Genomic DNA, 26425 nt, shown 5'->3' on the forward strand with positions numbered 1-26425 from the left:
GCTGTGTGCCGTCTTTTTGGTGCTTACATAAGGTTTATTTTAAACCCTCATAAGCCGGAGGTCGGGAGTTCAATTCTCCCCCTTGACACCAAAACACCCTATTTTAGGCACTAGCAGTGATGCTTTCGTTCTTTCCCTTTCTTTAAAATTTCCTTTAAGAGTGGAACACTTAGTTACTAAAGTGGGACAGCCTCTTAAAAATCCCAAAATTATATCTCATTTACACTTCTAAAACAATGAAAAATACTAATTTTTGCGCATTATGAACAAAATGTCATTTAAACAATTTTTTATTTTAAACAAAATATAATTCAAAAATATTTTTTAGGCGAGGTTCGCCTGCAACATTTACAAATTCTCTAAAGTTTTCGTAAATCAAATTTCAAATTTTCTTCACAGAAAGGCACTAATATGTTTAAAAAAGCTATTTTTATGGCTATTTTTAGTCTGTTTTTTACCGCAAGCGTTCAAGCTAGCGACGATCAAGTTGGCGTAGTAAGCGCTCAAAATCCGATGGTAGTAGATGAAAGCGCCAAAACTATCACTGTTTTAGCCAAGGTAAATGGCAAGTATTTTACTGAAAACACTCGCCACGCAGTAGTTTTCAAAGATGGAAGATTTGGCGATAAGCCTGTGTTTATCGCACTTGCAAATCAAAACGATTTCTACCAAGCTATGAAAAAAATAGGCGCCAAACCAGGCAACAATATGACTCTAAAAAATGGCCCTGAAACACACGTCGAAGGCGACAAGATCAAGATCGAAGTAACATGGAACGGCGCACCAAAAAGCTACGACATCAACGAAGTCATCACAGATAGTAACGGCAAACAAATCGACATGCGTTTTGGCGGCAATGAAGCGACCGCAAAGAGCTTTAATACCGGCTGCATCGCGTGCCTAGATAGCTGCTCAGTCGGCATCATCTCAAACCACACCTACACTCACGGCGCAGTTGAAAAACGCAACGAAGTCGTATTTCACGGCAACAAAGACGTTTTACCGCCTGATGGCACATTTGTAGCTATAAGCTTTAGGGTTGCAAACTGATGCACGCCCTTAGAGCCCTATACTACGCATTTTGCGCTTTGCTTTTAGGGCTTAGCGCGGCGCTTTTAGTCTCGCTATCAGTTTGGCTCGAGATGCGCGTGCACAACCGCTATATCGTGGCTGGATTTTTCGTGGCTGGGCTACTTTACGGGCTCTTTCAAAAGCGCACGACTATTTTTGCGCTAGTTTTTAGCCAAAGTTTGCTATTTTTAGTCACGCTTTGGCTTGGCAAGCAAGAGCTACTCTTTTATCTCATCAAAGAGAGCTATTTAGAAATTTTAACTCTAACTCAAGTAAAGTACCTATTTTTAGGCATTTTAACCTTTCTAAATATCTTTTTTTTATTTAAATTTACCCTCTTTAGGGGCAAAATTTGAAAAAAGCGCTGATACTTTTTACCAGAGCTCCGATCGCTGGTAAGACCAAAACCAGACTGCTTGACTTTTTGACGCCACAGCAAGCAGCAAATTTACATAAATTTTTACTAAAAGATATAAACACCAAGCTTCAAAAACTAAAAAACGTCAAAATTTTCATCTTTTTTACGCCAAGCGATAAGGCTAAAATTTTAGAGCAAATTTTAGGCGATGAGTATGAATTTATTGCCCAAAGTGAGGGCTCACTAAGCGAGCGAATGCTTAAAGCATTTAAACATGTAAAGGCGCTTGGATATGAGCAAATTTTACTAATCGGCAGCGACATTGTAAATTTCACTACCCAAGGCTTTAATAGCTATTTTAAAGCGCTTAGCAAAAATGGCGCCGCTATCGCCCCAACGCTTGATGGTGGATACTGCGCGATCGCTCTAAGAAGCGCCAGCCTAAAAGATGAGATTTTTTCAAGCGATTATTCTTTAAGGCAGAGCGTGTGCGATGGAGTTTGCGCTAAATTTGAAGAGCTAAATTTAAGCTACGTCAAATTTAAACCGCTTCGCGACATCGATACGAAAGAGGACATTTTCGCTTACGTCTTGAGCGTGCGACCAAGCGCTATAAAACCCCTTGCTAGCGGCGAATACAACATAAACTACAAATTTCGCAAAGGCGGCCAAAAGGTATTTCGCATAAATACAAAGTCGCAAATGGCGCTTGAAAATCAAATAAAATATGAATTTGATGCGCTTAAAATTTTACAAAGCTCAAAGGTCACGCCAGCGCCGCTAGAGTACTACGAGCCAAGCCCATTTTTGCCGCGCGGGGCGATGAGCATGGAGTTTTTAAAAGGGCGTGCGCTAAGATACGAGAGCGATCTTGAGACGGCAGCTAGTTTGCTAGCTAGCGTGCACACAGTCAAGATCCCGTCAAATCACAGCCTAATCACTGCGCAAAAACCATTAAAAGCGATGTTTGAAGAGTGCGAAAAGATGGCTAACATCTATTTTGACTCAAATTTAGCCCAGCCAAAAACCGCTGAGATGATCGAATTTTTCTTAAAAATAGCAAAGAAATTTGACCTTGAGCGCGATATAGAGGAGCCTTGTATCATAAATACCGAGCTAAACTCTTCAAATTTCATCATCGGTAAAGAGAGCTCATACATCATCGACTGGGAAAAGCCGATAATTGGCGAGCGTGAGCAAGATCTGGCACATTTTAGTGTGCCAACGACCACGTTTTGGAAGACGGACGTGATATTTAGTGCTGATGAGATAGAAAAATTTATAAATTTATATGAAAACTACTCGAAAAAAATGATAGATAGGCGAAAATTTAAAGAGTATTTTACGATGACTTGCTTGCGAGGAACTAGCTGGTGCGCGATGGCATTTGTCGAGTATAACGGTGCTAGAGCCATTAAAAACGAATACACTTTTAACAAGATAAAAGCCTATCTTAGCGACAAGTTTTTGTCGAATTTACAACAATATTTTAAGGAATTTAGATGAAAAAATCCCAAATTTTTCTCCTAGTCGCCGTCGCGATAGTCGCGTTGGCATACTTTTTTATCCCTGCGGTAAACAAGCAGATTACCGACTCAGTCGTGATGCTTAGCAAATTTGACCTAAATGAAGTCTATGCATATTTGCAAAGCTTTGACAAGACTACGGCAGCTTGCGTGAGCTTTTTTTTGATGGTGCTTCAAAGCATCATGGCGCCGGTGCCAGCGTTTCTCATCACGCTTTCAAATGCGATGATATTTGGCTGGGTCTGGGGTGCTGTGCTATCGTGGAGCTCAGCTATGGTGGGCGCTGCGCTTTGCTTTTACATAGCGCGCATCTTAGGTCGCGACGTCGTTGAAAAGCTAACTGGCAAAAAGGCGCTTGCAGCTACGGACGAGTTTTTCACGAGATTTGGCAAGCACACGATCATCGTCTGCCGTTTGCTGCCGTTTGTGAGCTTTGATCTAGTAAGCTACGCAGCAGGGCTTACATCAATGAGATTTTGGGGATTTTTCTGGGCGACTGGTATCGGCCAGCTTCCTGCGACGATTGTATATTCGTATTTTGGCGGCAGTTTGATGGGCGGTGGCAAAATTTTATTTGTGGGTCTTACTATACTATTTGCCTTCTCAATCGTGGCCTACGTCGCAAAGAAAATTTTAGATGATAAAAAGGCGAAAAAGGCGCAGCTTGAAGCAAACAAGACTGCTTAAATTTACTATCATCGCTGCGATCATGCTCGTGGCTGTATTTTTGATGCAAAATATCGGCGTTAGCGAGCTTCGTGAGCTCATCGGCGAGCATGTACTATTTGCTCCAATGATCTATGTCCTATGCTTTGCTATCTTGCCGATATTTTTGTTTCCAGTGCCGGTTTTGGCTGTCGTTGCAGGTGCGGTATTTGGGCTATTTGCCGGCAGTTTATACACCATAATAGGCGCGATGATAAATTCCGTTTTGATGTTTTATATCGCAAGATTTTTGGGATTTCGCGCCGTTAGCGACTTCACGCAAAACTCAAAAAGCAAAATTTTAAAAACACTTGGCGAGCCTGGCGGTAAATTTAGCCTGATTTTGATCCTTCGCCTAATGCCGCTAGTGCCGTATAATGCCCTAAACTACGCATGTGGCGTGATGAACGTGAGCCTGCGTGAGTACGTGGTGGCGACCTTTGTAGGCATCGTGCCGGCAACTTTTATAATGGTAAATTTGGGTGAAAAAGCCCTTGATATGCGCTCAAACGGCTTTATCATAGCCTGCGTTTTGATGGCGGCGCTTGTGGTACTTTCTAGCTGGGGCGCAAAAAAGATAAGAGCAAAACGTGGCGATCTCGGTAATAACGCCGATCTATAACGAGCCGTGCGAAAATTTGGAGCGTTTTTGTGCTCTTTTGGCAGCTCAAAAAGGTGAATTTGAAGTGATATTTGCTGATGCTAGCGAGCCAAATTTCTATGAGGGCAAAAATTTTGATTTAGCGCTAAATTTGAGCAAATTTTTCTCGCCTGAGAGATTTCAAATTCTGCCTTGCAAAAAAGGCAGAGGCACGCAGCTAGACGCTGGGGCGAGTGTAACTAAATTTGAGAAGCTTCTCTTTTTGCACGCTGATAGCGCGTTTTGCGATGAGAGGGCGATTTTGGCCGCTGAGAGGGCGCTTGATCGCTGCAAGGCTGGCTGCTTTAGGCTTAAATTTGATGAGGGCGGAGTGCTTTTAAATTTGATCGCGCTTTGCTCAAATTTACGCGTAAAGCTTAGAAATATCGCGTTCGGCGATCAGGGGATTTTTATACGAAAAGGCCTTTTTAACGCACTTGGCGGCTTTGAAAATTTAGCTATTATGGAGGATTATAAGCTAAGCATGAAGCTAAAAAGATCTGGTGTGAAATTTTGCCAGCTATCTCAAAATATAGTGACAAATGCGCGTAAATTTAGGTGCGAGGGTGTCATAAAAACACTCATAAAAATGCAAATTTTGCAGTATAAATTTAGAAATGGAGCTAGCGCTGATGAGATCGCAAAAAGTTATTAAAAACCCGCCAGAGCTTTGCATAGAGTGCGGAGCGTGTACGAAACACTGCGAGTTTTTGACCAAATACGATATAAATTTGCTTGATTTTTCAAAGCGAAAAGATCTCGCATTTAGCTGCTTTTTGTGCGACGAGTGCTACAAGGTCTGCCCCAAAGACATCAGCGGCAACGAGATCGCGCTAAAACACAGAGAGCAGATAAAAAAGCCGTTTCGCTACCTAAATTTCTTAAAATCGCCCTATCTTTACGCCAACAACTCGCCCAAAAAGAGCCGCGAGCTAGTCTTTTTCGGCTGCAATTTCCCGGGCTTTTTGCCTAAAACCACGAGAAAAATCATCGAAATTTTAGAGCCATTAGGGGTTGATTTTAGCATAGACTGCTGCGGCAAGCCACTTTTTGAAGCAAATGCAAATTTTAACAAGACAAAGGCACATCTAAACGAGCTCTTTGCCGCAAAGGGCGTAGAGACGCTCATTTTGGCCTGTCCAAACTGCTACCATTTTTTAAAAGACAAGGTGGATGTCAAGATAAAGACCATATACGAGAAATTTGAGGAGCTTGGCCTAAACCACGAGATCACAGAGGAGGCGCACATCTTTTACCCCTGCCCTGAGCGCATACATAAGCCTATTTTTGAGACCTTTAAAAAGTATGTGCCAAATTTTAAAGATAGCTTTAAGGATGTAAACTGCTGTGGGCTTGGCGGACTAGCAAAAAGTAGCGAACCGCAAATTGCCGCAGGATATCCGCAAGCCGTCAAGGATAAAAATTTGTCAAATCTCTACACCTACTGCGCCACTTGCTGCGGAAATTTCGCCAAAAACGGCGTGCAAAACATAAAACACTTCGCCACGGTGATGAGCGGCGTAAACGAAGCGCCAAACACCGCTTATCTAAAAAACGTACTTAGTTTAAAATTTTATAAAAGGAGTAGAAAATGAACTTCACGGAGCGTATAGCACCGCAGATCAGGCATACTGATAAAATTTCAACTATCCAAGTAAATCTAGGCAAGATATGCAACCTCGCCTGTTCGCACTGCCACGTCGAGGCTGGACCAAAGCGCACGGAGACGATGAGCAAGGAGACTTTGCAGGCTGTTTTGGAGGCGATTAGCGCGCATAAATTTAGCACGCTTGACGTCACTGGCGGCGCACCTGAGATGAACGCGCACTTTCGCTGGTTTATCGATGAGGCCGCTAAGATCACGCCTCACATCATCGTGCGAACAAATTTGACCATACTACTTGAAAATGGCTACGAGGATCTACCTAAATTTTACGCAGATCACGGCGTGGAGCTAGTTGCGAGCCTACCTTGCTACACCGAAGAAAACGTCGATGGCATGCGTGGACGAGGCGTATTTGATGGCTCCATAGAGGCGCTAAAGAGGCTAAATGCACTAGGATACGGCAAGGGCGGAAATTTGGTGCTAAATTTAGTCTATAACCCAGGTGGTGCGTTTTTGCCAGGCGATCAAGCTGGGCTTGAAGCGGACTACAAAAGAGAGCTAAAAAGCGCTTTTGGCGTGGAATTTGATCATCTTTTTACGATCACGAACGTGCCGATTGGCAGATTTAGAAGATCGCTTGAAAAAAGCGGTAAATTTGAGCCTTATATGCAGCTTTTAGAAGCAAATTTTAACCCAAATGCCGCGCAAAATATAATGTGTAGAGCGCAAATTTCAGTGGGATATGACGGAGCTCTTTATGATTGCGATTTTAACCAGATGGAGGGGCTTAAGGCGCACGGCGCAAAGGATATCTTTGAGCTAGCTAAAAGCGGCGAGCTTGGTAGGCAGATTGTCTTTCGAGACTACTGCTACGCCTGTACAGCAGGTGCTGGGTCGAGCTGCTGCGGCGCACTAGCCTAAATTTAAAGGATAAAAAATGATGAGCAATGAAGAGATAGCGCAAAAATTTGCCGAGCAAAACTGCGCGCAGATGATATTAGCACGCTACGCACAGCACCTAGGTGCAAACGAGGCGCAGCTTATGAAGCTTAGCTTTGGGCTCTTAGGCGGCATGCAGGAGGGCTCGGTATGTGGCGCATATCTAGCGGCAGTGCTAGTTTTGGGGCTTGCTTACGGCGATGATAAAGAAAAATACAATGCAAATTTGGCGCGCTTTAAAGAGATATATTTTAAAACGCAAAAATCTAGCATATGCAAAGAGGTCTTGGGGCATGATCTAAGCAAGCCGGATGAACTTGAAGCGATAATGCAAAAAGGGCTCTTTGCGAAAATTTGCCCCTGCGCTATAAGCGATAGCATGAGGGCTTTGGATCAAATTTTAGAGTTTAAGGAGAATTAATGCAAGAGTATCAGTCGCTCTTTTTTTGGGGCTTTTTGATCGTTTACGGCGTGATAATGTACGCTTTTTCACCAAAGGCACGCAGTATCGGCTCGTTTTTTAAAGGGGAGGACGAAGGCGGCGTAAAGGTGTCGCCATTTTTGCTAACGACTAGCATTTTTATCAGCTGGATATTTGCAAAATCAGTCACAAACGCCGCAAATTTAGGCGCTAGCTACGGTATCGTCGGAGGCGTAGCCTACGCAACATACTGGCTTTGTATACCAATAGCCGGCATCGTCATCTACCGCTTAAGGCGCAAATTTGGCGCAACCGGACTCGTGCAGTTTTTAACTAGCAACTACGGCGCGGCGGCGAGCATCGCATTTTGCGTGGCGATCTTGGTTAGGCTTTTTAACGAAGTTTGGAGCAACACAGCAGTCGTGGGCGGCTACTACGGAGATAGCGGCAGCATGCCTTTTATCGTCGCAGCCTCGCTTTTTACGCTCTTTACGCTAGTTTATTCGGTTCGCGGCGGACTTAGGGGCTCTATCGTGACAGACGTCATCCAGGCTTTAGTTTTTATCATCGCCACGCTTTGGGTCATCGTGACTATCTTGCCAAAGCACGGCGTGGGCGAGCTAGTTAGCACCGGCAGCTGGAGCTTAGGTGGCGGCGTGGATCTGCTTTTAGTCGCTGTTTTACAGCTAGTTAGCTACCCTTTTCACGACCCTGTTTTAACCGATCGAGGCTTCATCTGCGAAGAAAAAACGATGCTAAAAAGCTTTGTGATCTCTGGTATTTTAGGCTTTGTAGCCATCGTCATTTTTAGCTTTATCGGCATTTACGGCTCGCTTGAGGGCATAGCCGCAAAGGGCAACATCCCAGCCGAGCTAGCTAAAACCATGGGGATTGGCTCAACTATCCTGATGACAGCCGTCATGATAGCGGCTGCTGGATCGACGCTGGACTCGACCTTTGCAAGCCTTTCAAAGCTAGTTGGCTACGATATCCCAGCGATGCTAAACAAAGACGTCGCTAAAATTTCCATAAAAATCGGCATCATCTCGATGATACTTTTTGCCATTTTTGGAAATTTACCGATGATTGTGGGCACCGATATCTTAAAGGCTACGACGATTAGCGGCACGATGGTGATCGGCCTAGCGCCGGTATTTTTGTTGCATGGATTTGTGAGCCCAACAAAGCTTGGCTTTCATCTTAGCTTTTGGCTGGGGATATTTTTGGGTGTCGCATTTGCATTTGACGCGAAAATTTTCCCTGAGTTTTTAGCGATCGGCAGCGGCAAATACGCAATGCTCTTGGGCATAAATTTATATGGACTCATCGCTTGCACGCTTGCCTATGCGCTGCCTGGGCTACTTTGCGGCTGCAAAGATAAAAGATGAGCTCTTGCCCGCTTAGCTACGCGCTCAATTTCCCTCCGGGGCCAAAATTTCAAAGCCGCTGCCTATATGTCGTAGGCGGACTTTACGGCAACGTCTTTGCGCTCAATGAAATTTTAGCTATGGCGGACGCCGAGGGTGCGGATGTCGTTTTTAACGGCGACATCCACTGGTTTGACGCGGAGACAAAGAGCTTTTGCCAGATAGAGCGTGAGATAGAAAAACGCGCTCTAACGGCGATAAATGGCAATGTAGAGTTCGAGCAAGCAAGCGGACAAAACGGATGCGGCTGCTTCTATCCCTCATGCACCGACGCTGGCACCATAAATCGCTCAAATTTGATCCATGCACGCCTAAGCCGCCTTATAAAAGAGGGGTGCGAGCAGTTTATAGAAATTTTTAAAAAGCGTGCCAAATGCGAGCTAGTAAGCGTCGGCGGCGCAAATATCGCTATCACGCACGGAGATGAGAAATTTCTAGCTGGCTGGGGCTGCTCTCGTGAAAATTTGGCTCAAAAAGTCAGGCAAGATGAGTTAAATTTATGGTTTAAAGAGCGTAAATTTGACGTGCTAGCCTGCACGCACACATGCGCCCCTGCCGCCATAGCGCTAGAAAATGGCGTAGTGATAAATAACGGCGCGGCTGGCATGCCAAATTTCGCCGGCAAGCTTTATGGGCTCATAACTCGCATCGCGCTTAAGCCTAGCAAAGAGGCGATATACCGCGCTAGGCTGGGCGAAATTTACATCGAGGCACTTCCTGTGCGATATGACACGGCGAAATTTTTAGAGTGGTTTGATCAAATTTGGGAGGCTCAAAGTCCAGCCGAGGTCTCATACAGAGACCGCATAGCAAATGGTAGCGAGGGCGAGATAAAAGAGGCGATGCTTGGCGGATTTTGGCAAATTTACGCAAAATAAATAGTGAAATTTTATCAAAACAAAAGGAGACGAAATGTTCGTCAAAAGTAAAATAGTTAAAGGTATAGTCGTGCTTTTTGCACTTGGTTTTCTCACAGCTTGCAGCGATACAAAAGCGCCAGCAGACGCTAAATTTAAGGGCGCTGACCTAGCTGCGATACAAGCTGATAACAAGAAAAAAGAGGACTATCTGGTCATCGACGTGAGAAAAGTGGAGGAGTATAACGCTGGCCACCTAAAACACGCTATAAACATCCCACTTGAAGAGATCGAGGCTAGACTAGATGAGATTAACGGCTACAAAGATAAAAACGTCGTGCTTTACTGCAACAGCGGCAACCGCAGCGGCAAGGCACTAGATATACTAAAAGCAAAGGGCTTTAACAAGCTTAGCAACGCTGAGGGCGTGAAAGAATTTAGCTACGATCTAGTTAAATTTGGCAGCATAAACGCAGAGGAATTTAAGAAGATCGCAAACGATCCAAACGTTCTAATCATCGATGTTAGAGAGAAAAAAGACTATGACGCTGGACATATGAAAGGCGCTATTAGCATACCTGATGGCGAGCCAGTGGATAACTACAAAGACGTGCTTGAAGCAAACAAAGACAAAACTATCGTCACACACTGCTACAGCGGCAACCGCAGCGCTAAACTAGCTCAAACGCTAAGCGACAAAGGCTACAAAGTCTTAAATCTACTCGACGGCACAAAAGAACACAGCTACGAGCTAGTAAAATAACATTTATATGAGCTTTTGGGGCAACCTGAAAGCTCAAAGTTTTTAATAATACAAATTTAATATACCTACTTTCACCCTATATCCTTTCACTATTCTTAATTTATTCTTTTTCTAATTATGATTTTTTTCACAAAAATTTGCATTTCTAGCGCAGATTTTTTCCAAAATTGGTGTAATTACTATAAATATCTTTTCAAAAGGAAGAAAATGAAAAAAATTTCATTTATAGCAACTAGCACCGCTAGCAGGGAAGAAAGTTTGTGTAGTGAGGTGATTTGCCATGGCTAATGCATATACAATAAACGATCACAGCCTAGTCATAAATGTGAGGTCAGGTTTTTTAACATATGGTAGAGCCATAGGCAGGTTTGCACATGCGTGCCGTGAGAAAAATCAAACTGAGCATATAAAGTATCTTAACAAGAATCCAACCACTATTAATCGCTACAAGCTCCTAAGTGAATTTAATGGCAATGGCAATATGAGAGATGCTAACAGCAAAGATGATGAACTACATAATATGGCCTTTGTAAAGAAATTACTTAAAGGCTTTCAGGATAGCTTTAAAGAAGACTATACTGCGCAGTCCTATACGCAAAAGCGAAATGGCAAAGATACTGTTATAAAAAAGTCTTGGCGCAAAGATATGCGTAGCTTTTGTGAGATTATCATCACGTTTGGTACAGACAGAGAGAAGGAGCCAAAAGAAGGGCTAAACGAAGAAGAGTCGAAATTTATAAATGAAAACATACAGATGGATAGAGTTATGAGATTTATAAATGCATACTGCGCAAAGTATGGCGCAAAGTGTCTGCTTGTGGCTGAGCATAATGACGAAAAGACCAAGCACTTTCATATCTTTTTTACAAACTACAACTTTGAGAAGCATGCAAATTTGAGATTTAGCGGCAGGTCAAAAACAGCAAAATTTGGCCAAGAGCTACAAGATATGGGTGCAGAGGCATTTGAAGGTCAGGTACTTCGTGGTAAGTCAAGTAAAAATAGACACAAGAATTTAACCCAAATGCACCAAATAGCAAGTGAATATAAGAGTGAGCAAGAGTTAAAAGAGAAAATTCAAAAGCTTATAGAAGCGGAAGCAAATAAGTATATGCAAAAGAAAGAGCCTTTGTTGGGCGACGAGTACTTTAGGTTAGAGCCAAATGAAAAAAGAGCTTTAATAGTAGGTCTTAGAAATTCTGTTTTTGAACAAATGCAAGAAAGCATAACCATCACATCTGATGAGCAGCTAAAAGAAAAGGTAGAGCTTCTTGCTGGGCAAGTAACAGAACAAAACAAGATCATAGAGGAAGATAGAGAGAAAAGCATAGAAGTCTTAAAAGAAAAAGAACAGCTAGAAAAAGAGCTAGATGATTTAAAAGAGACCAAAGCTGAGCAAGACAAAGAGATAATGCTTCTTAAAAATAGAGTAAAAGCACATACTAATCAGCAAACAAAGATAGATGAACAAAATGCATTGTTAAAGAGCAAGGATAGAGAAAATCAATCTCTAACACGTAAAACCGAAAGTTTACAAAGTGAAAATCTCAAACTAAGAGACTTTAATGACAAAAGCTTAGGTCTTTTGCTAGAAATAGCAAATATCAACCCTGAGCTAAGAGATATGATAGCAAATGAAATTCCAGGGCTAAGGGGTAAATTTACAAAAGATGATGCTTTGATGGAGATGGGGTAGCAAGCATCCTTTAAATTTTACAATGCGTAATCTATAAATTTAAGCCACCAAAGTAAGCTAGTCGTGTAAATTTTACTAAGTAAATTTACACTGGCTTGCCTACAAACTTGCGGTATATCCTACGCAACACTCCTATATCTCATATAGACATACTCGTAAATTTTCTCTCTGCACGCCGAGATACTCATATCATCATAGCACTCAGGTAACTCTCCCTAGTGAGTAGCGCAAAAAGATAAGACCAAGTACCGGCATGCAGTATTGATATGATGTGAGGTTTGAGCCTGAGCGTAAAAGATCCGCCGACTCCCAAAGGTCGCTCTCTAGCATTTGTAAATTTAGCCATTTATATTTTGTTTATTTTTAGCATTTTATGGATAGGGATTGTTGTTTTAGGAGAAAGAGATTTTATGAGTAAAATTTTGAGAGAGGTTTTTGCATATCTTAAAGTAGTATTTATCTTAAATAAAACTTAGACATTTTATCGACAAAGGTCATCTTGAATGGATAAAGTTTTGTTTAGGTTGTATCTTTCTAAATAAAAATTTTGCCCGTCTGGCTAAGACCTTACAGCAAGCTCGGTCCGAGCTTGCTAAGTAAGTTTATCAACATACTAAAAATGTTGATAAATATGCTAGAAACTGGCATTAAATTTTCTTGAATTATAACAAATAAATTCATAATGTAACATACTGCATGTGATGTAATGTGCAGTACATGATGCAACATTCAGTATGTGATGTAACATACAGTACATGATGTAATGTATAGTACATGATGTAACATGCAGTAGGTGACGTAACGTATAGTATGTGATGTTATGTATATTTTCGCAGATGAGAGAGTATTAGGATGGGTGGATATTTCTCTAGAAAGATATTATTGAAAAAGAGTTGTATGTCTAAAAAGCACTTGGTGTATATCTAATAGTGATGATTATAACAGCCTTATCTTTTTCATTGATCCTATAAATCACTGTGTAGTTTTTAACAAATAGCTGTCTATAGCCCATATTAGCATATCTGCCAACTTTTCTAATAGCACCACGATTTGGCATCTCATCTAGACTAAGGATAGTGTTTTTGATAGCCTCTAGCGTAGAGTTTGCAGCACCTGACGAGAGCAAAGATAGTGCAATATATTTATAAATCGCTTCAAGCTCTTCATAAGCTTGTGGTGAGATAAGGACTTTATACTTGCTCAAGATACTTATCTTTTAAACTAGCAAAAACATCTTTTGCTTCTAGCATCTTTGTATCTGCTGTTATCTTAGCTTCAGATGATGCGATGGCGCTATCTATATCGGCTGTGGCTACTAGCTTATCATATGTTTTTATACTCATCACAACCAAATCACCATAGCCATTTTTAGTGACAAACACTGGCTCATCCTTGCTATTGCATAGCTGTGAAATTTCATTTGTGTTTCTAAGCTCTTTTATAGGTATTATTTGAGGCATATGCTATTTCCTTTTAATAATATGACATGATTATAGCATAATTATGATATAAATTTAGATGGCTTTATCTAACTAACTTGTCAAGCTAAAAAATATAAGCCCAAGCATCAAACATTTCCTACCTTCCTTTATTCCATAATAAATTAATAATATTATAAATACAATCACAATAAAATATCTAAAACAGTAGTGGTGGCTTAATATGCAAAACAACGAAATAAAAATAACCTACTCTTGCGAAGAGACTTTAAAAAAGATAAAAGAGTATATGACTGATGCAAAATGTGTAACTCTTTATACGTCTAATTTGAATTCACTCACATCGTACTCTAACGGCATAGCTAATGAGATCATATCTAATCTAATATTTTCTAAGAAGAGAGATAAAAAAGATGTGTCGATCATATCTGACTTTTACATAGATAAAGAGAGCTTTACTGATAGTAAGCTAAATAGAATAAGAGAATTTGAATATAGAGATATACCAGTAAAGATTGTCCATAAAAAGAGTGCAGTTGACAAGTTTTTTGCAAATTTAAAAGAGAAGATAAGCCCCATAAAAAGCAAAGCAAGATATGAAGCTGAACTTGAAGCTGCTCAGGATGAGCATGAGAGAAATTTGCTAAAAAGCATGGGTGAAACAAAGACAGAAGCTATAAGCTTTTATGATATGTTTGAGGTCGTAGTATCCAACTATGATGACACCAAAGATATCGTAAAAGAGTGCCTAAATACCTTAAAAAATGATCTACTAAGCGATGCTAACTCTTTGATATCTAGTGAAGGACTAGATGGAGCTAAATTTGAAAAAAGCATTGAAGAGTGTTTTAGAGAGTTAGATAAGAATTTAAGCGAGTTAAATAAAGAAAGCGGAGAGTTTTTACTAAAACAAATATTTCTTTTTATACTAAGCATAGTTGATCTAAGTGACCCAAAGGCTGCACTTAAAAAGGCAAACGGATGCTTTTTGTTCTATGAGCTTAGTAAATTAACCTACAAGATGGTCGAGCATCAAAGTAATAGATCTCTTTATGGCGTAACCTTACCTATCCTTAGTTTTTTCACATCTAGATTTGCTTCTATTATAAATACTCTAAATATAAACTCAAGTTGCAATGTATTAGTATTTAAGCAAGATAAATCCTCTAACTCTGGCTTTTTTATAGACTTTACCCATCTAAATTTAGACTATATCTACTTTAGAGACGACAATAACCTAAATGAGGTTAATTGCAATGCAGATGAGGGATATAGTGTGTTTGGTCATTTAGATGATCTGTCGGTATTTGATCACACTAAGGATGTTTGCTCTTATGATATAGTAAATAAAAACTTAGGCTTTGGCTCTAGTGATGATACGCTCTTTAAAAGACTAAAGGATCAAATAAAAGGACTAAATGCAAATTTAAATTTTATCTGTGCTTCAAATTTCAACTCTATAAAACTAGCCAATCTAATAGCGAACAAGTCTGACAAAAATGGCACATCTGCAAACGATGAGATGAACAGCAAAGATTTTTCAAATTTAAATAAAAACTATGTAGTTCTCTCAAACTCACCTTTTAGATCAAGTGCAGGGCTAAGAGAAGAAGTAATAAGTAAATGCCTAGATCAAGTGATAGAAGACGAGCTAAATAGACCCAACAAATCCAACCTTGTAAAACAAAAATTCACCGATATAAAGACCCTAAGTCCTATTAAGGACTACAGCCAGTACAGCATAAACATCAATAAGGAAAACAATAGATCAACCCTTGTTTTAAATTTATCCCCATTTGCAAGGATAGATAAAAAATATATAGACAACATAGAGCAAAAGAGGGAAGAATTTAAAGAGATCGCCTATCAAGATGACACTAACTATCTTGATAATTACACCAAATACGAAGAGTTATTTAAGACAAATTTCTCTCATGTAAATGCTTATGCTAAGCAGCCAAACGATATGGAAAAGATCAAAAAAAGCGAAGAAGAGTATATGAAAAAGGTAACTCTCTCTTTTAAAGCAGTGTTTGATAAGGTAAATGAAAACGCCTTAAACAGAAGAGAGGCTGAAGCATATAACAATAGTAGTATCTCAAGCCAACTTATAGATGATATAAAAAATGGCTCATCAACCGCAGATGAATACCAATCACAAATGCAACGTATAATACAAACCCTCCCAAAACGCTACTCTTTCATAGAGGCACTATCTCTTGGCGTAGCTTACTTTATAATAACTAAAAGCTATTCAAAAAAAATGATAAAGAAAAGCATTAAAGATGGTGATGAATATATAGTAATAGAAGATGATGAAATAAAAGCCCTACACTCAAACTCTATAATAAGAGTTTTTGATAGAGATTTAAAGTTATTTTTCTACAAAGACTCAGTAAAAAATAGCGGACTAAAAAGTGGCGAGTATCTATGTATAGAAGAAATGTCTAAATATATGGATGGAGTAAATAACAAGGATATAGTTAGCGTTGAAGAGCTTTTAGCAGAAAATGAAGTTGGTAAAAATGCAGATATCAAAGATCCTTTGCAAAAAGATCTAATGAAACTTCTTATAGAACAAGCTGACAAGATAGATGATAACTATAAAAAAGATGAAGCTACTATAAAAGAGGCTATAGCTGCTAAGAATAAAAACACTCTAAAAGAGGCTATAAACTTAAAAGATATAGCATATAGCAATGATAGAGATATAAATAAAGAGGTAACCTCGTTATTAGTAAAAACTACTATAGAAGAGGTATTTCCACTTTCAAAATTTGTTGGTGAAGATGGCATATCTAAGATATATGAATCCCTTGGCTCTTATATATTTAATAAAGACGCAAAGGCACTAAGAGAAACATTTCTTGATGAGCTTGGGGTATTAAATTTAGTAAAAAACCTACTTGGTGCAAGAAAGACTAAAGAGATAGATAGATATATCTTGCTAATAACGAGTCTAAAAACTACAAGCGTAGTTTTACAACATTCAAAGCTTAATCTAATCATTCAAGCTTCAAATGCTTTTAGGCTTCATATGGCGATGGAGTATTATAAACTAAGTATAACCTATACAGAGATCACAACATATACCTTTATGAGATATACTCATAGATTTAGCTATACAGATTTTCAAGAGATAAAGAGGCTAATAAAAGATTATGCAGGATCTTTAGGTAAGAGTATAGGTGCTTCTATGGTTAGTGGTGCATTAGAACTCTGGAAAACCTCATACGAAAAGCTAGAAGAGAACTATAACGAGATAATGCATACAAGATACACATATAAATTTAATGAAGCATATGCACTAAATAATATCTCATATAAACCTATGTCTATAAAAGAAGCTTATGATAAAAATAGTACAAATACATATTGCTACTATCCAGTAATGATCTATCAAAACTATATAAGCCTAAATTTAAATAGACTATTTCTAGGAGCTAATATAAGTAGTGGAGGACTAGACTATAACTCATTTATATACTATGACATAGACCATAAGAAAAACAAACTATCTTTTAACCTAGCTTCTAAACTAGCACTAAATAACCTTAGTGCTTATCTATGCTTAGATGAGCTAAGAGGAGCTGGCAATGAGATAGATGCAAACTACTTTAAATATGCTAGGAGTAGATACACTGAATCTGATGTGGAGATAAGGGAGTTAAATTTGGATGTTAAAGAGGAGAAAGAGATATATAATAATTACAAGGATGGCGCATTGCCAAATAAAGCAGCAGGCAAACCAAAATATCCGATAGATGCCTATCAAGAGGCTGCAAGTATTATATATAAGCTTAGACTAGGAATTTTTAACACCAACTATGACAATACTCACCGCAACCTATCAAGAGAACTAGTAGAAGCTCTTGATATTATTGGTAACAATAACATAAAGGGTATATATGTGGGGTGTAAGGAATTCGGATCGTCAGATAGAAAAGGCAAGAGTACTCAAACCACATCCTCTATCCCTCCTCGCCTAGTAGGTCGTTTAGCCACCACCATAGTAATGGAAGATGGTCTATATATAGGATAAGATATGAAGAAGATCATATTTATCATCATAGCTCTTTTAGTAGCAGGATCACTATTAATAATAAATAAAGGAAATTTAATGAGTAAAGAAAATTTAATGGATAATACATATACAGTTATAGCTCCAAATGGCATGGAAATACCATTTGATAAAAAGACAAATTTAATGATACCAAACAATGACAATTATAAAAAACCTAGGACAAATAAGGAATACTTAGAAATTCAGTCTAAATATTTACTTGAAGCCCGCTCCATCCTAGACTCATCTTTATATAAAAACTATAAACCACTATACTATAACCCTAAACCAAATTCTCTAGGTCAAACAGACTATTTAGCATTTAAACCATGGCTAGATATTAGCTATAAACCAAGCTCAAATAAACTATCACCTTGGACTAAGACAGAAAAAGCATACTATGAAAGTTTAAAAGATAAGAGAGATAGATATATCTATCTAGTAAAAAGAAGCAATCTAAAATGCACTATGATAGATATACCAGATGATGCCATAGGTAGAGTAGATAGCAATGGCAAACTAACAAAGCCAGAGTATGCTGAAATTTATGATGAAGTAAATGCTCACAAAGGTACATTAAAATCAGAACTATTTGCAGCAGAGTGGAATATATGTGCAGGAGTATTAGGAGATATGGGAGGATTTGTAGGAGGTGTTGGATTAGGTTATGCAGGATTTAAAGCAAGAGCATATCAATCAATGTTTCTATCAGCCCAACTTGGTCAAGACGGAGCCCTAGAGGCATTAGCTGATTTATTTGAATACTCTACCTATTTAGTAGGCCTAAATAAAAATTTACAAATGGCTGAAGAGTTTAGAAAACTAGCTAAAAATCCCCCACTAGATGAATATGGAATGATGCCTTATCTTGATGAGATAGTAGGAAGCTACTTCGTGATGGATTTTAATAGAGGACTTGCACTTGATACTGATGGTAGGGTTATGCGGTATTTTAGAAAACTCGTTGAAGACGAAGGCAAATTGCTAGACCCTAGAGATATAGATGCAAACGAGACTACAAGGGAAGAATTTATGACAAAAATGAAAGACGTCCTAAAAGATGAAATGCTTCCTTTTGACGTAGCTGAACCAGATGATCAAGAATATAGGCAAGTGATTTTAAACAGAGATATTAATATTTTAGAAGCAAAAATAATGTCCCTAACCCCACCAGAGGGATATCCTAATGCACCATACTACAATACACCAGAAGAGCTAACAAGACTATATGAGGCTGGTAAATTAGATAAAAAGCTAAACCCTCTAACACCAGTAATGTATAGAGATAGCTTCCCAGAAGATCTTAGGCAAAAGATATTATCTTATGCTAAAGAGCATAAGATAAAGGATTAGAGATTTAACATCAAGCAAGTAGATTATGGTTTATAAAAGGAAGTATGTATCCACTATATAAACCATACGTCTAATATCTAATAGCACACCATTTCAACTTTTGCCTTTAATACACTAGCATTTATATTTGTAGCATATGTTCCAAGTAAAATTTTATACTGCTTCTCATGTCCTACTATTTGAGCTATGATATTTGGCTCTACTTCTTGTTGGACAAGCGTATCTATAAAATAGTGCCTAAACGAGTAAAAAGTCTTTTGCTTGTCGCTGCTTATTAGCTTTCGTTGTATTTGTGATCTAAAAATTTCTGAAAAGTCTTTGTTACTTACTTTGAAGATGCTTTTATTTGCACTAGCTCTTTGTTTTACAAACTCCATTAGTCCAAGCTCTATTAGCTTGCTATGAACTGGCACAAGCCTTATGGAGTTTATATTTTTGGTGCTCTTACCATCATCTCTATTTATACTAAAGCAAAGCACATTATTTTGTTGCACGATATCACGTGCTCTTAGCTGAACTATCTCGTTTATTCTCATGCCACTATATGCTGCTATCATGGTTATATAGTATAGATCATTTGCACTTATGCGTTTGCTTGGTGACTTGTTGGTCTCTTTAAAATTTTGGACTATTTTAAAGATAGCATTAGCCTCTTCTTTACTATAAGGTAGCACCTTACGCTCCATTGGATTTATCTCTACTTTTACGCTTAGGTCATTTACGATGCTCTTACTTATGTAGTCGCTGTTATAGCAATACTTAAAGAACTGCACTACTCTTATCATATATTTTTGTATGGTTACTTGTGATAGCTTGGCATCGTTTTTGCCTATGTGTATGATTTGCTCTAGGCTTTTGTCTTTATATTTGGCTTTTTGGTTTAGTTTAGTTGGTATGAGGGCTAAAGTATTTCTAAATTTAAGTAGATCATCTCGTGATATGGTTGTGATATCCTTGCTTGGATGAAAGAATTTAAACAATATATTGCCTACAATATTTACCAGATCCATAGTGCTACTTGACCACTTTTGGCTAACGCTAGTGTTAGCTATAAAATTTTCAAATGCTGTTTTTAGTGTGATGATCTCCCTGCTCTCTATCTTTCTTTGACTAGTAGAACATGGAACTATCTCGTATTCTTGGACTGCTTCATCGTTTAAACTACCCATGCCAAAGCTACTATCTCCTACTTTTATGCGTTTGCCTATTAGATGACTATTAGCAGATAGTATCTGCTCTGCACTCCTCTCATCACCTTTTGTTTTTACTAGCTTAAAAGGATTGTTAAGTCCGTATTGTTGCTCAGCAGTTGCCATTATGGCATGTGAGAAATTTTTAGCTAGGCTTTTGATATCTTCTTTTTTAAGAGGTAGCCCATTTGCTTCATCTAGAGCGTTGATATTATCTTGAAAGCTATCTATACCAGTTGGCTCAAATTTATAACTTTCATCTTGTTTGCTTAAGAATTTAAGTCTTTTAGACACAAGGTTTGCGCTCTTATCGAGCTTTGATATTAGGTAGTTTAGGGATAATATGTGTTTTTCAAGCAGGGTTTGAGCTATGCTGGCTTTATCATCTTGGTCTATGGCTTCATCTGGACTATTAGATAAAATTTTAGCCATGCCATTTAAAGTCTCATTACTTTTATTAAGCAAATCAGAAAAGGTATGATCTTTTAAAGCCTCTTTAAAATGCCTATTTAGCGCATCTGCAAATTCAATATCTATCTTTTTATCATAAAGCGAATGCTCTTTTATGCTCTTATCCACCTTTGCCTGCATAAAACTATCAACTAATGAATCTATAATTCCTTGATTTAGCTTCATATCAACTGCCTTTGTTATGAGATAGATATATCTATCATAAATTCTAGCAGATTTTCTGGCTTTTAATAAGGAATAAGTCCCCAAGGAGAAAGATAGCTCTCTTGAGCATTTTAAAACTTTTCTTGCGTTTGGTGCGATGACGCTTCGGTAGTAATAAATTCCATTGCGGTTTTTTAGGTGTACCATGGATTTGCAGTGGAACAAAAGTGGGACACTTGGCTAATGCTTATGACAAAAAATGGTTTGTAATGGCGATATAGCAGGGCTTTAAGCGATATTTAAAAATTTATCTCATAAGCCGGAGGTCGGGAGTTCAAGTCTCCCCCGTGACACCATAGATGACCTACTTATCGATACTTTAACTGCCCTTTTTGCAGTTTCCCTTTCTTTAAAATTTCCTAAAAGTATGGTACAGTTTTTATAAAAAGCGGTACAGTTTTTCAGGATAGGTTTATTTTACAAGATGCTTTCTATAAATTTGCTTTTATTTTTACTGATAGATAAAATTTTTATCTCAAAGTGAACAAACTTAAATTTATCTCGCTCTTAAATTTTTCGGCACAACTTTTGCTTACTCTTTGAAGCTAAATTTCAAGGGGTAAGCTATGAAAGTCTCAGGGAGCTCCATCTTAACAAAACAGCACTACCAAAAACAGACAAAAAACGAAGGCTTTGCAAATTTCTTGCCTAACACTCCAAATATAAATTCGATCAGCCAAGTCACTATTCCTAAAAATGACTTTGTTTCATCTAGCGCTATCGACTCTCTTTATCAGGCCAAATTTTCTTCACAAGAGGGCTATGGATATAGTGTAGATGCTAAAGGATTTATGGGAGCTGATTTTAACAAGGCTGCAGGCTTGTCACAGGACTTTAAAATTCACAAAAGCACACTTGATGCGATAGTGCTACACAATCAAAAACATCCAAACTATACAAATTCTATAATGGAAACAAAAAAAGATAACCAGCTCTTTGGAGAGGATAGCTTTGCAAATATCGATCTAGCAAATACCATAAAGCAATACTATAAAATTTTTGATCAAATTTCGGCTGGAGTTATTAGCAAGGGTAAAGAATTTTATTCAAATGAAGATCTAGCAAAGATGCCAAAGGGCTACTTTTCAAAAGATAAAAAAATAGAGCATGTTGAATACCTAATGGGTAGGATGACTAGCGATGAGCTAGATGGGCTAACTGATAGGAGTAATGAGAAGGTAACTCATATCTTTAGGACAGCCCAAGACGCAGAAGATGCACATAGGTTATGGGATGATCTAAGCGATATAAATGTAGAAGTCAATGGAAATTTCCTTGACTTTTCTCCAGAAGTGATGACAACTGAGCATACTATCCCTTATATGTGGGTTAGTAGTGCTGGATATGACTTCAAGCCTGATATGTCTGTATATGATAATGAACAAGGCTATACAAAGGAGCAAATCTTTGTCGCATTCTTGAAAAATGAGCAAGGTCTTGTGCTACAAGGTGGCACAACAAGGATAACTGACGAGGCTCTTAGTGTGTATAAAAGTTCATTAATACTTACAAAGCAAGATAGAAGCGAGATAGGCATACCAAAGGCTTATTATGATGAGATACTATCTGGCAAGAAAGATCTAAAAGATATACTAGCTAGGATTTTAAAGCTTAGAAATTTAGAGCTTAAAAAAGATCAAACGCTTGAGGGGCTAGCAAATAAAATAATGGACGTTTTAAAAGAATTTGATGAGAGGACGAAGGTAAGAGAGCTATAAAAATATATAACATAGTAAGCATTCGCTCTAAGCCTTTTTAGCTCCCATACTACTAAACATTTTTTATATTTGCCGATATAACATATATATTTTAAAAGGATTTAAAATGAATATATCACCAAATTTAGAGCCCATAAATATAAATTTACCCAAAGATATGATCTATTCAAGGGTCCTTCTTGGCGTAGATAGAGTGCAAGCTTTAGACAACACAAATTTAAAGTCTGAGCTTAAAGACATCGCTACTAAGCTTATCTCAAATAGCACTTACTCTATCATCCAAAGTGCCAGCACCAGTGGCGTGAAGTCGGAGCATTCTAAAACAGATAGTGGGGTAAACGATGCTTTTTCTTATAGAGACATCGAGAGGAGAAACTGGGACAAAAAAGACTTTGAAAACAAATATCTCTTTGGTGAAGATGCCTCAGCACTAAGGAAAGTGGATCAAACTAGCACCTATTTCTCATCTATAAATTCAAAAACTCCCATTTAGCCCATTGCAGCAGCAGATACTAAATTTACAAATTTAAATGACTATGCCTATGAAAAAACGATAAAAACCTCACTGGGTGATGTAGAGATCTTTTTGGATCTTTATGACGATAATGACAAACTAGGCATAGGCAAGCTAGATGCAAATGGATTTTTATTTAACTTTGATAGCAACAAGGACGGAGTGATAAATTCTGGTGATAAATACTTTGATAAGCTAAAGGTTAGAGGCTACGATAAAGACGGAAACGAGAAAATTTTTAAACTAAGCGAAGTTGTAAGCGAGATAAACCTTAACGACTTTATTAAAAAGGATATTAGAAATTTAAGCCATGAGGCTATGGACTTTGCTAGCAAAAACACGGTTGATTACAGAGTTAGTTTAAACAACTCAAACCCTTATACTCTATTTTCAGCCGAGTATCGCTACCAAAAGATAGGCAAAGAAGAGACTAATAAATTTTTCAAAGAGCATGCAGACCAAGACGGCTGGGTAGATCTTAGGGATAATAAGATATTTAACGAAGAGAGTGGCTTAAACAACTTTGCCTATGAGAAAGTTGGCTTTGACGGCAAGAAAAGGCTTAGCGAGTTTAACCCTATCATAAAACCTACTGGGTCTAAACAAGATGAGAGCTTTTCATACGCAGGCTATCAAAAAGATAGCTTTATGAAATTTTATAACGACTACCAAAAAGAGTCTAGCGCTCACAGCAAAGATGTAGAGTGGATAAGCAAAAATTTAAAAGAAAATGATGTAGAAGACGCAGATGATCTCATCTCAAAGCTAAAAGCCACAAAGTCATCTTATATGATCGCTATGCAGAGTGAATTTGAAAAAGCAACTGGGCTTGATTTTAGCCTAGAAAATTTAGAAAGAGTAAAGCATGCTTTTGAGAGTGATACGAGCAAGGCTGCAGCTGCTCTAAAGGACACAGACAGCGTAATAGCTATGAAGCTAAACAAAAATGGCACTATCACGCTTAAATTTGATAGTGGAAGAGAGCTAGAGGTAAAAGAAATTTATAGTGACACTGGCAAGCTAATCAGCAAAGATGACAAAGACAGCAAAAGAGCAAGTATAAATTTAGATGCTAAGAGCATGAATGATGTAGAGCTAAATAGACTTGACTTTAAAGATATAGGCATAAAGCAAGATGAGAAGATATCTAGCCTAAAAGATCTTGGAGCAAAGCTAGTTAAAAACCTCTCTGATAAATTTACGAGTAAATTCCTGATCGGACTTGAAAACGGCAAAAGCATCACCACCAAAGAAATTTACAACATCACCTACCTTGAAAACGACTTGAAATTTAAAGAGCTATCTAGCAAAGATAGGCTTTATAAAAAGGTAGATACGAGAGTTTAGGAGTAAATTTATGCAGACTAAAAAGCCTTTGCAAAATAAATCTTTTCACAAAAAAGACGATATCTTTAGCATGAAGCTAAAAGGATATTAGATGATAAACGCACTTGGTAGCTACCCCTTAAATTTAGAGCAGAACATAAAGGTATCAACCAAAGTTGCCACTAAACAAACGAGCTCTGAGGTTTTAGGCTACAAGGTAGATAAGGATGGCTACTTTACAGATGAGTTTAATAAGCAAGCTGGCATCCCAAGTGACTATAAAATTCACTCAAGCACGCTGGAGTCGTTAGTCAATGTTGCAGAGGGAACTTCATTTTTTAGTCGCACCTTTAAAAGCATAGATATAGCAAAGACTGCTGGCAATGCTTATAAAATACTCTCACAAGTAGTTGGCGAAGACACGCTAAATTCAAAAGATAGCTTTAGCTTAGATGAGATAAGAAATTTCCCTCAAGGCTTTGAGTATAATCGCCAAAGTATGCAAGTAACCAAGATACATAACTCCATTCATGACTTTGATGCAGCTGCTTCTAGCTTTAACTACAAAGAGTCAAACAAGCAGATGATAAGCACGCTCTTTTTCAACCCAAGCTTTAATGGCGGAGATGGCAGGCAACCACTAAAGCCAACAACAGATATCTTTAACAACAACAATGGCGGCAAGGAGAGCGTGGGAAGTGGTGTTTTTATCGATCCACACGGCGAAAGATACACTAATAAAGATGGCTCTATAACCAAAGGCGGACTTTTAGCAGCCGTCATAAATAGCAACCTTGATATTAAAGAAGGTGAAACTACCGTTTTTGGAAAGAAGCAAGGCTTTGATAAGAGCGTAGATAGTAAAGAATTTAGTAGGGCATTTGAGCTATTTGAGCTTATGGGTGAGATGAAATTTGGAGCAAATTTCAACAAGGCAAGCGACTCTGATCTAGCTGGCATGCCTGAATATATGCAAGAGTATGTTAAGTATAAAAGAGACCTTGTCTATGTAGATCTAACGACTGGGTTTGTCGGTAAGTATTCAGATGAAGAAGACGAACTCTCATTTAAAAAGATGATGGAGCATAATCTAAAAATGTTAAAGCTACTCTTTGGTGAGATAGACAAAGACGGCAAAAAGAGCAAGGACTTTATGGATAGCTTTTTGAAATTTAGCATGCCGCCTTTAAATTTAGTAAAAGAGCTAAATGAAAACCCAGCTGGAAAACATCTAGTAGATATGCTTGGTATAAAAAGAGATGTTGATATAAAGGCGTAAGGGGGGGCTGAAATGATAACTAGCATAAACGGACTTAGCAACACATCGATACAAGATAACACTATCCAAAAAGAAAATGCAAAAATGTCAAAGGAGCAAGAAAAGGCTCTAATTGATTCATATATGCAAAATTTAATAATTGATAATGTTGAAAAATACATCAAGGAAGACAGAAGTAGTAAAAATTGGATAACAGAAACCATAGAAAAGATAGACAGTATGCTCTCCGAAAAGTATAGCTATACCATTGATGAAAGGCGAGCTTTATTATCAAAATATCCAGAGACCTTAGAAGAATTTGAGATCAATGTATTACAATCTCACATGGACTGGTTGCTTACCAACTCTGTTGATGGCAAACCAACAATTTCTGGACTGATGGTTGGTATCGGCACAGCAGAACAAGAGGCTGAGCTAGAAGATTTTATGAAATCATTTTCTGAAGATACAATGATGAGTAATGATGGTGCTAGATTGTTTGCTAGAGCAGATCTAAGCATAGAAGAGTTTAAGAAGCTTTATAGAGAAGACGTAGAAAAAACCACAAAAGAGCATAAAGAATTTCTGGCTAAACTACACAAAGAAGAGCAAGAATACAATGCAAATTTTGCTAAAGAGCAAAGTGAGAAGAAATTTAAACCTATGCAGGTTAAGAAGAAGTATGAGACATATGATATAAATAAGGATCAAAAATTTCTCTATGCAAGAGAGCTTTTAAATTTCAAAGAAAAAAGAGGCATAGACGTCTTAGAGCTTATGCAAAAGATAGACAAGAAGCAAATTTTAAATAAGATGGCTTGATGAATAAAAAATAGCTACTTTGTTTTATTGTAGAAAGCAATGATTGCTCTAAATTTAG

Annotated in this window: 24 protein-coding genes; 20 read left to right on the forward strand and 4 right to left on the reverse strand. The window is 38.1% G+C overall.

The genetic code is table 11. The annotated features are described in order from the left end of the window. The first annotated feature begins 411 nt into the window (after positions 1–411). The 13 genes from CVT07_RS07920 (at position 412) to CVT07_RS07980 (ending at position 12009) form a co-directional block, all read left to right on the forward strand. On the forward strand, positions 412–1050 hold the full coding sequence (locus tag CVT07_RS07920; protein ID WP_021086498.1) for a YdjY domain-containing protein: 639 nt from the start codon (positions 412–414) through the stop codon (positions 1048–1050). Beyond that, positions 1050–1427 (forward strand): hypothetical protein, encoded by a 378-nt coding sequence (locus CVT07_RS07925; protein ID WP_107937622.1) that lies wholly within the window; start codon positions 1050–1052, stop codon positions 1425–1427. The genes CVT07_RS07920 and CVT07_RS07925 overlap by 1 nt, the downstream gene beginning before the upstream one ends. Beyond that, a complete protein-coding gene (locus CVT07_RS07930; RefSeq protein ID WP_107937624.1) occupies positions 1424–2935 on the forward strand; it encodes a TIGR04282 family arsenosugar biosynthesis glycosyltransferase in 1512 nt (503 codons plus the stop codon). Before CVT07_RS07925 ends, CVT07_RS07930 begins: the two co-directional genes overlap by 4 nt. Continuing rightward, on the forward strand, positions 2932–3642 hold the full coding sequence (locus CVT07_RS07935; RefSeq protein WP_103569728.1) for a TVP38/TMEM64 family protein: 711 nt from the start codon (positions 2932–2934) through the stop codon (positions 3640–3642). Before CVT07_RS07930 ends, CVT07_RS07935 begins: the two co-directional genes overlap by 4 nt. Beyond that, positions 3620–4282, forward strand: a complete 663-nt coding sequence (locus CVT07_RS07940; RefSeq protein WP_159071313.1) for a TVP38/TMEM64 family protein — start codon at positions 3620–3622, stop codon at positions 4280–4282. Before CVT07_RS07935 ends, CVT07_RS07940 begins: the two co-directional genes overlap by 23 nt. Beyond that, positions 4251–4955: a TIGR04283 family arsenosugar biosynthesis glycosyltransferase gene (locus tag CVT07_RS07945; RefSeq protein WP_107937628.1), complete on the forward strand. Its 705-nt coding sequence runs from the start codon at positions 4251–4253 to the stop codon at positions 4953–4955. Before CVT07_RS07940 ends, CVT07_RS07945 begins: the two co-directional genes overlap by 32 nt. Next, positions 4933–5895 (forward strand): heterodisulfide reductase-related iron-sulfur binding cluster, encoded by a 963-nt coding sequence (locus CVT07_RS07950; RefSeq protein WP_159071314.1) that lies wholly within the window; start codon positions 4933–4935, stop codon positions 5893–5895. The genes CVT07_RS07945 and CVT07_RS07950 overlap by 23 nt, the downstream gene beginning before the upstream one ends. Continuing rightward, positions 5892–6827: an arsenosugar biosynthesis radical SAM (seleno)protein ArsS gene (arsS, locus tag CVT07_RS07955; RefSeq protein ID WP_107937632.1), complete on the forward strand. Its 936-nt coding sequence runs from the start codon at positions 5892–5894 to the stop codon at positions 6825–6827. The genes CVT07_RS07950 and arsS overlap by 4 nt, the downstream gene beginning before the upstream one ends. A gap of 16 nt (positions 6828–6843) precedes the next feature. Continuing rightward, entirely contained in the window at positions 6844–7266 is a 423-nt protein-coding gene (locus CVT07_RS07960) for a C-GCAxxG-C-C family protein (protein WP_107937634.1), read from the forward strand. Then, a complete protein-coding gene (locus tag CVT07_RS07965) occupies positions 7266–8654 on the forward strand; it encodes a sodium:solute symporter family transporter (RefSeq protein ID WP_107937636.1) in 1389 nt (462 codons plus the stop codon). Before CVT07_RS07960 ends, CVT07_RS07965 begins: the two co-directional genes overlap by 1 nt. After that, positions 8651–9571, forward strand: a complete 921-nt coding sequence (locus tag CVT07_RS07970) for a metallophosphoesterase family protein (protein ID WP_107937638.1) — start codon at positions 8651–8653, stop codon at positions 9569–9571. The genes CVT07_RS07965 and CVT07_RS07970 overlap by 4 nt, the downstream gene beginning before the upstream one ends. A 34-nt stretch (positions 9572–9605) precedes the next feature. Beyond that, on the forward strand, positions 9606–10313 hold the full coding sequence (locus CVT07_RS07975; RefSeq protein WP_107937640.1) for a rhodanese-like domain-containing protein: 708 nt from the start codon (positions 9606–9608) through the stop codon (positions 10311–10313). 280 nt (positions 10314–10593) lie between these two features. Beyond that, positions 10594–12009: a hypothetical protein gene (locus CVT07_RS07980; protein WP_107937642.1), complete on the forward strand. Its 1416-nt coding sequence runs from the start codon at positions 10594–10596 to the stop codon at positions 12007–12009. A gap of 201 nt (positions 12010–12210) precedes the next feature. Here CVT07_RS07980 and CVT07_RS10405 read toward each other — a convergent pair whose 3' ends face one another. The 3 genes from CVT07_RS10405 to CVT07_RS07990 all read right to left on the reverse strand — a co-directional run bounded on the left by CVT07_RS10405 (position 12211) and on the right by CVT07_RS07990 (position 13469). Further along, the gene (locus CVT07_RS10405) at positions 12211–12339 is read right to left on the reverse strand and encodes a type I restriction-modification system subunit M N-terminal domain-containing protein (protein ID WP_223228536.1); all 129 of its coding nucleotides are present in this window, start codon (positions 12337–12339) and stop codon (positions 12211–12213) included. Between the two features lie 571 nt (positions 12340–12910). Then, positions 12911–13213: a type II toxin-antitoxin system RelE/ParE family toxin gene (locus CVT07_RS07985; RefSeq protein ID WP_107937644.1), complete on the reverse strand. Its 303-nt coding sequence runs from the start codon at positions 13211–13213 to the stop codon at positions 12911–12913. Then, a complete protein-coding gene (locus tag CVT07_RS07990) occupies positions 13200–13469 on the reverse strand; it encodes a type II toxin-antitoxin system prevent-host-death family antitoxin (RefSeq protein ID WP_107937646.1) in 270 nt (89 codons plus the stop codon). Before CVT07_RS07990 ends, CVT07_RS07985 begins: the two co-directional genes overlap by 14 nt. Positions 13470–13671: 202 nt before the next feature. On the opposite strand from CVT07_RS07990, the gene CVT07_RS07995 reads away from it, so the two are divergent. Further along, on the forward strand, positions 13672–17490 hold the full coding sequence (locus tag CVT07_RS07995) for a hypothetical protein (RefSeq protein WP_107937648.1): 3819 nt from the start codon (positions 13672–13674) through the stop codon (positions 17488–17490). Between the two features lie 3 nt (positions 17491–17493). Further along, a complete protein-coding gene (locus tag CVT07_RS08000; protein WP_107937650.1) occupies positions 17494–18864 on the forward strand; it encodes a thioredoxin reductase in 1371 nt (456 codons plus the stop codon). A gap of 77 nt (positions 18865–18941) precedes the next feature. Here CVT07_RS08000 and CVT07_RS08005 read toward each other — a convergent pair whose 3' ends face one another. Then, positions 18942–20876: a site-specific integrase gene (locus CVT07_RS08005; RefSeq protein ID WP_230855697.1), complete on the reverse strand. Its 1935-nt coding sequence runs from the start codon at positions 20874–20876 to the stop codon at positions 18942–18944. 419 nt (positions 20877–21295) lie between these two features. Between CVT07_RS08005 and CVT07_RS08010 the strand changes: the two genes are divergently transcribed. The 5 genes from CVT07_RS08010 to CVT07_RS08025 all read left to right on the forward strand — a co-directional run bounded on the left by CVT07_RS08010 (position 21296) and on the right by CVT07_RS08025 (position 26367). Beyond that, entirely contained in the window at positions 21296–22447 is a 1152-nt protein-coding gene (locus CVT07_RS08010) for a Cj0814 family flagellar-dependent secreted protein (RefSeq protein ID WP_196375717.1), read from the forward strand. A 106-nt stretch (positions 22448–22553) separates the two neighbouring features. Then, entirely contained in the window at positions 22554–22940 is a 387-nt protein-coding gene (locus CVT07_RS10160; RefSeq protein ID WP_230855698.1) for a hypothetical protein, read from the forward strand. Between the two features lie 93 nt (positions 22941–23033). Continuing rightward, on the forward strand, positions 23034–24308 hold the full coding sequence (locus CVT07_RS08015) for a response regulator (protein WP_230855699.1): 1275 nt from the start codon (positions 23034–23036) through the stop codon (positions 24306–24308). 91 nt (positions 24309–24399) lie between these two features. Then, positions 24400–25566, forward strand: a complete 1167-nt coding sequence (locus CVT07_RS08020; protein ID WP_107937759.1) for a Cj0814 family flagellar-dependent secreted protein — start codon at positions 24400–24402, stop codon at positions 25564–25566. 12 nt (positions 25567–25578) lie between these two features. Continuing rightward, complete coding sequence (locus CVT07_RS08025; RefSeq protein WP_107937757.1) at positions 25579–26367, forward strand: cell surface protein; 789 nt, start codon at positions 25579–25581, stop codon at positions 26365–26367. The last annotated feature ends 58 nt before the right edge of the window (positions 26368–26425 follow it).

Source organism: Campylobacter concisus (genome assembly GCF_003048875.2).
In the GTDB taxonomy this organism is placed as follows: domain Bacteria; phylum Campylobacterota; class Campylobacteria; order Campylobacterales; family Campylobacteraceae; genus Campylobacter_A; species Campylobacter_A concisus_AU.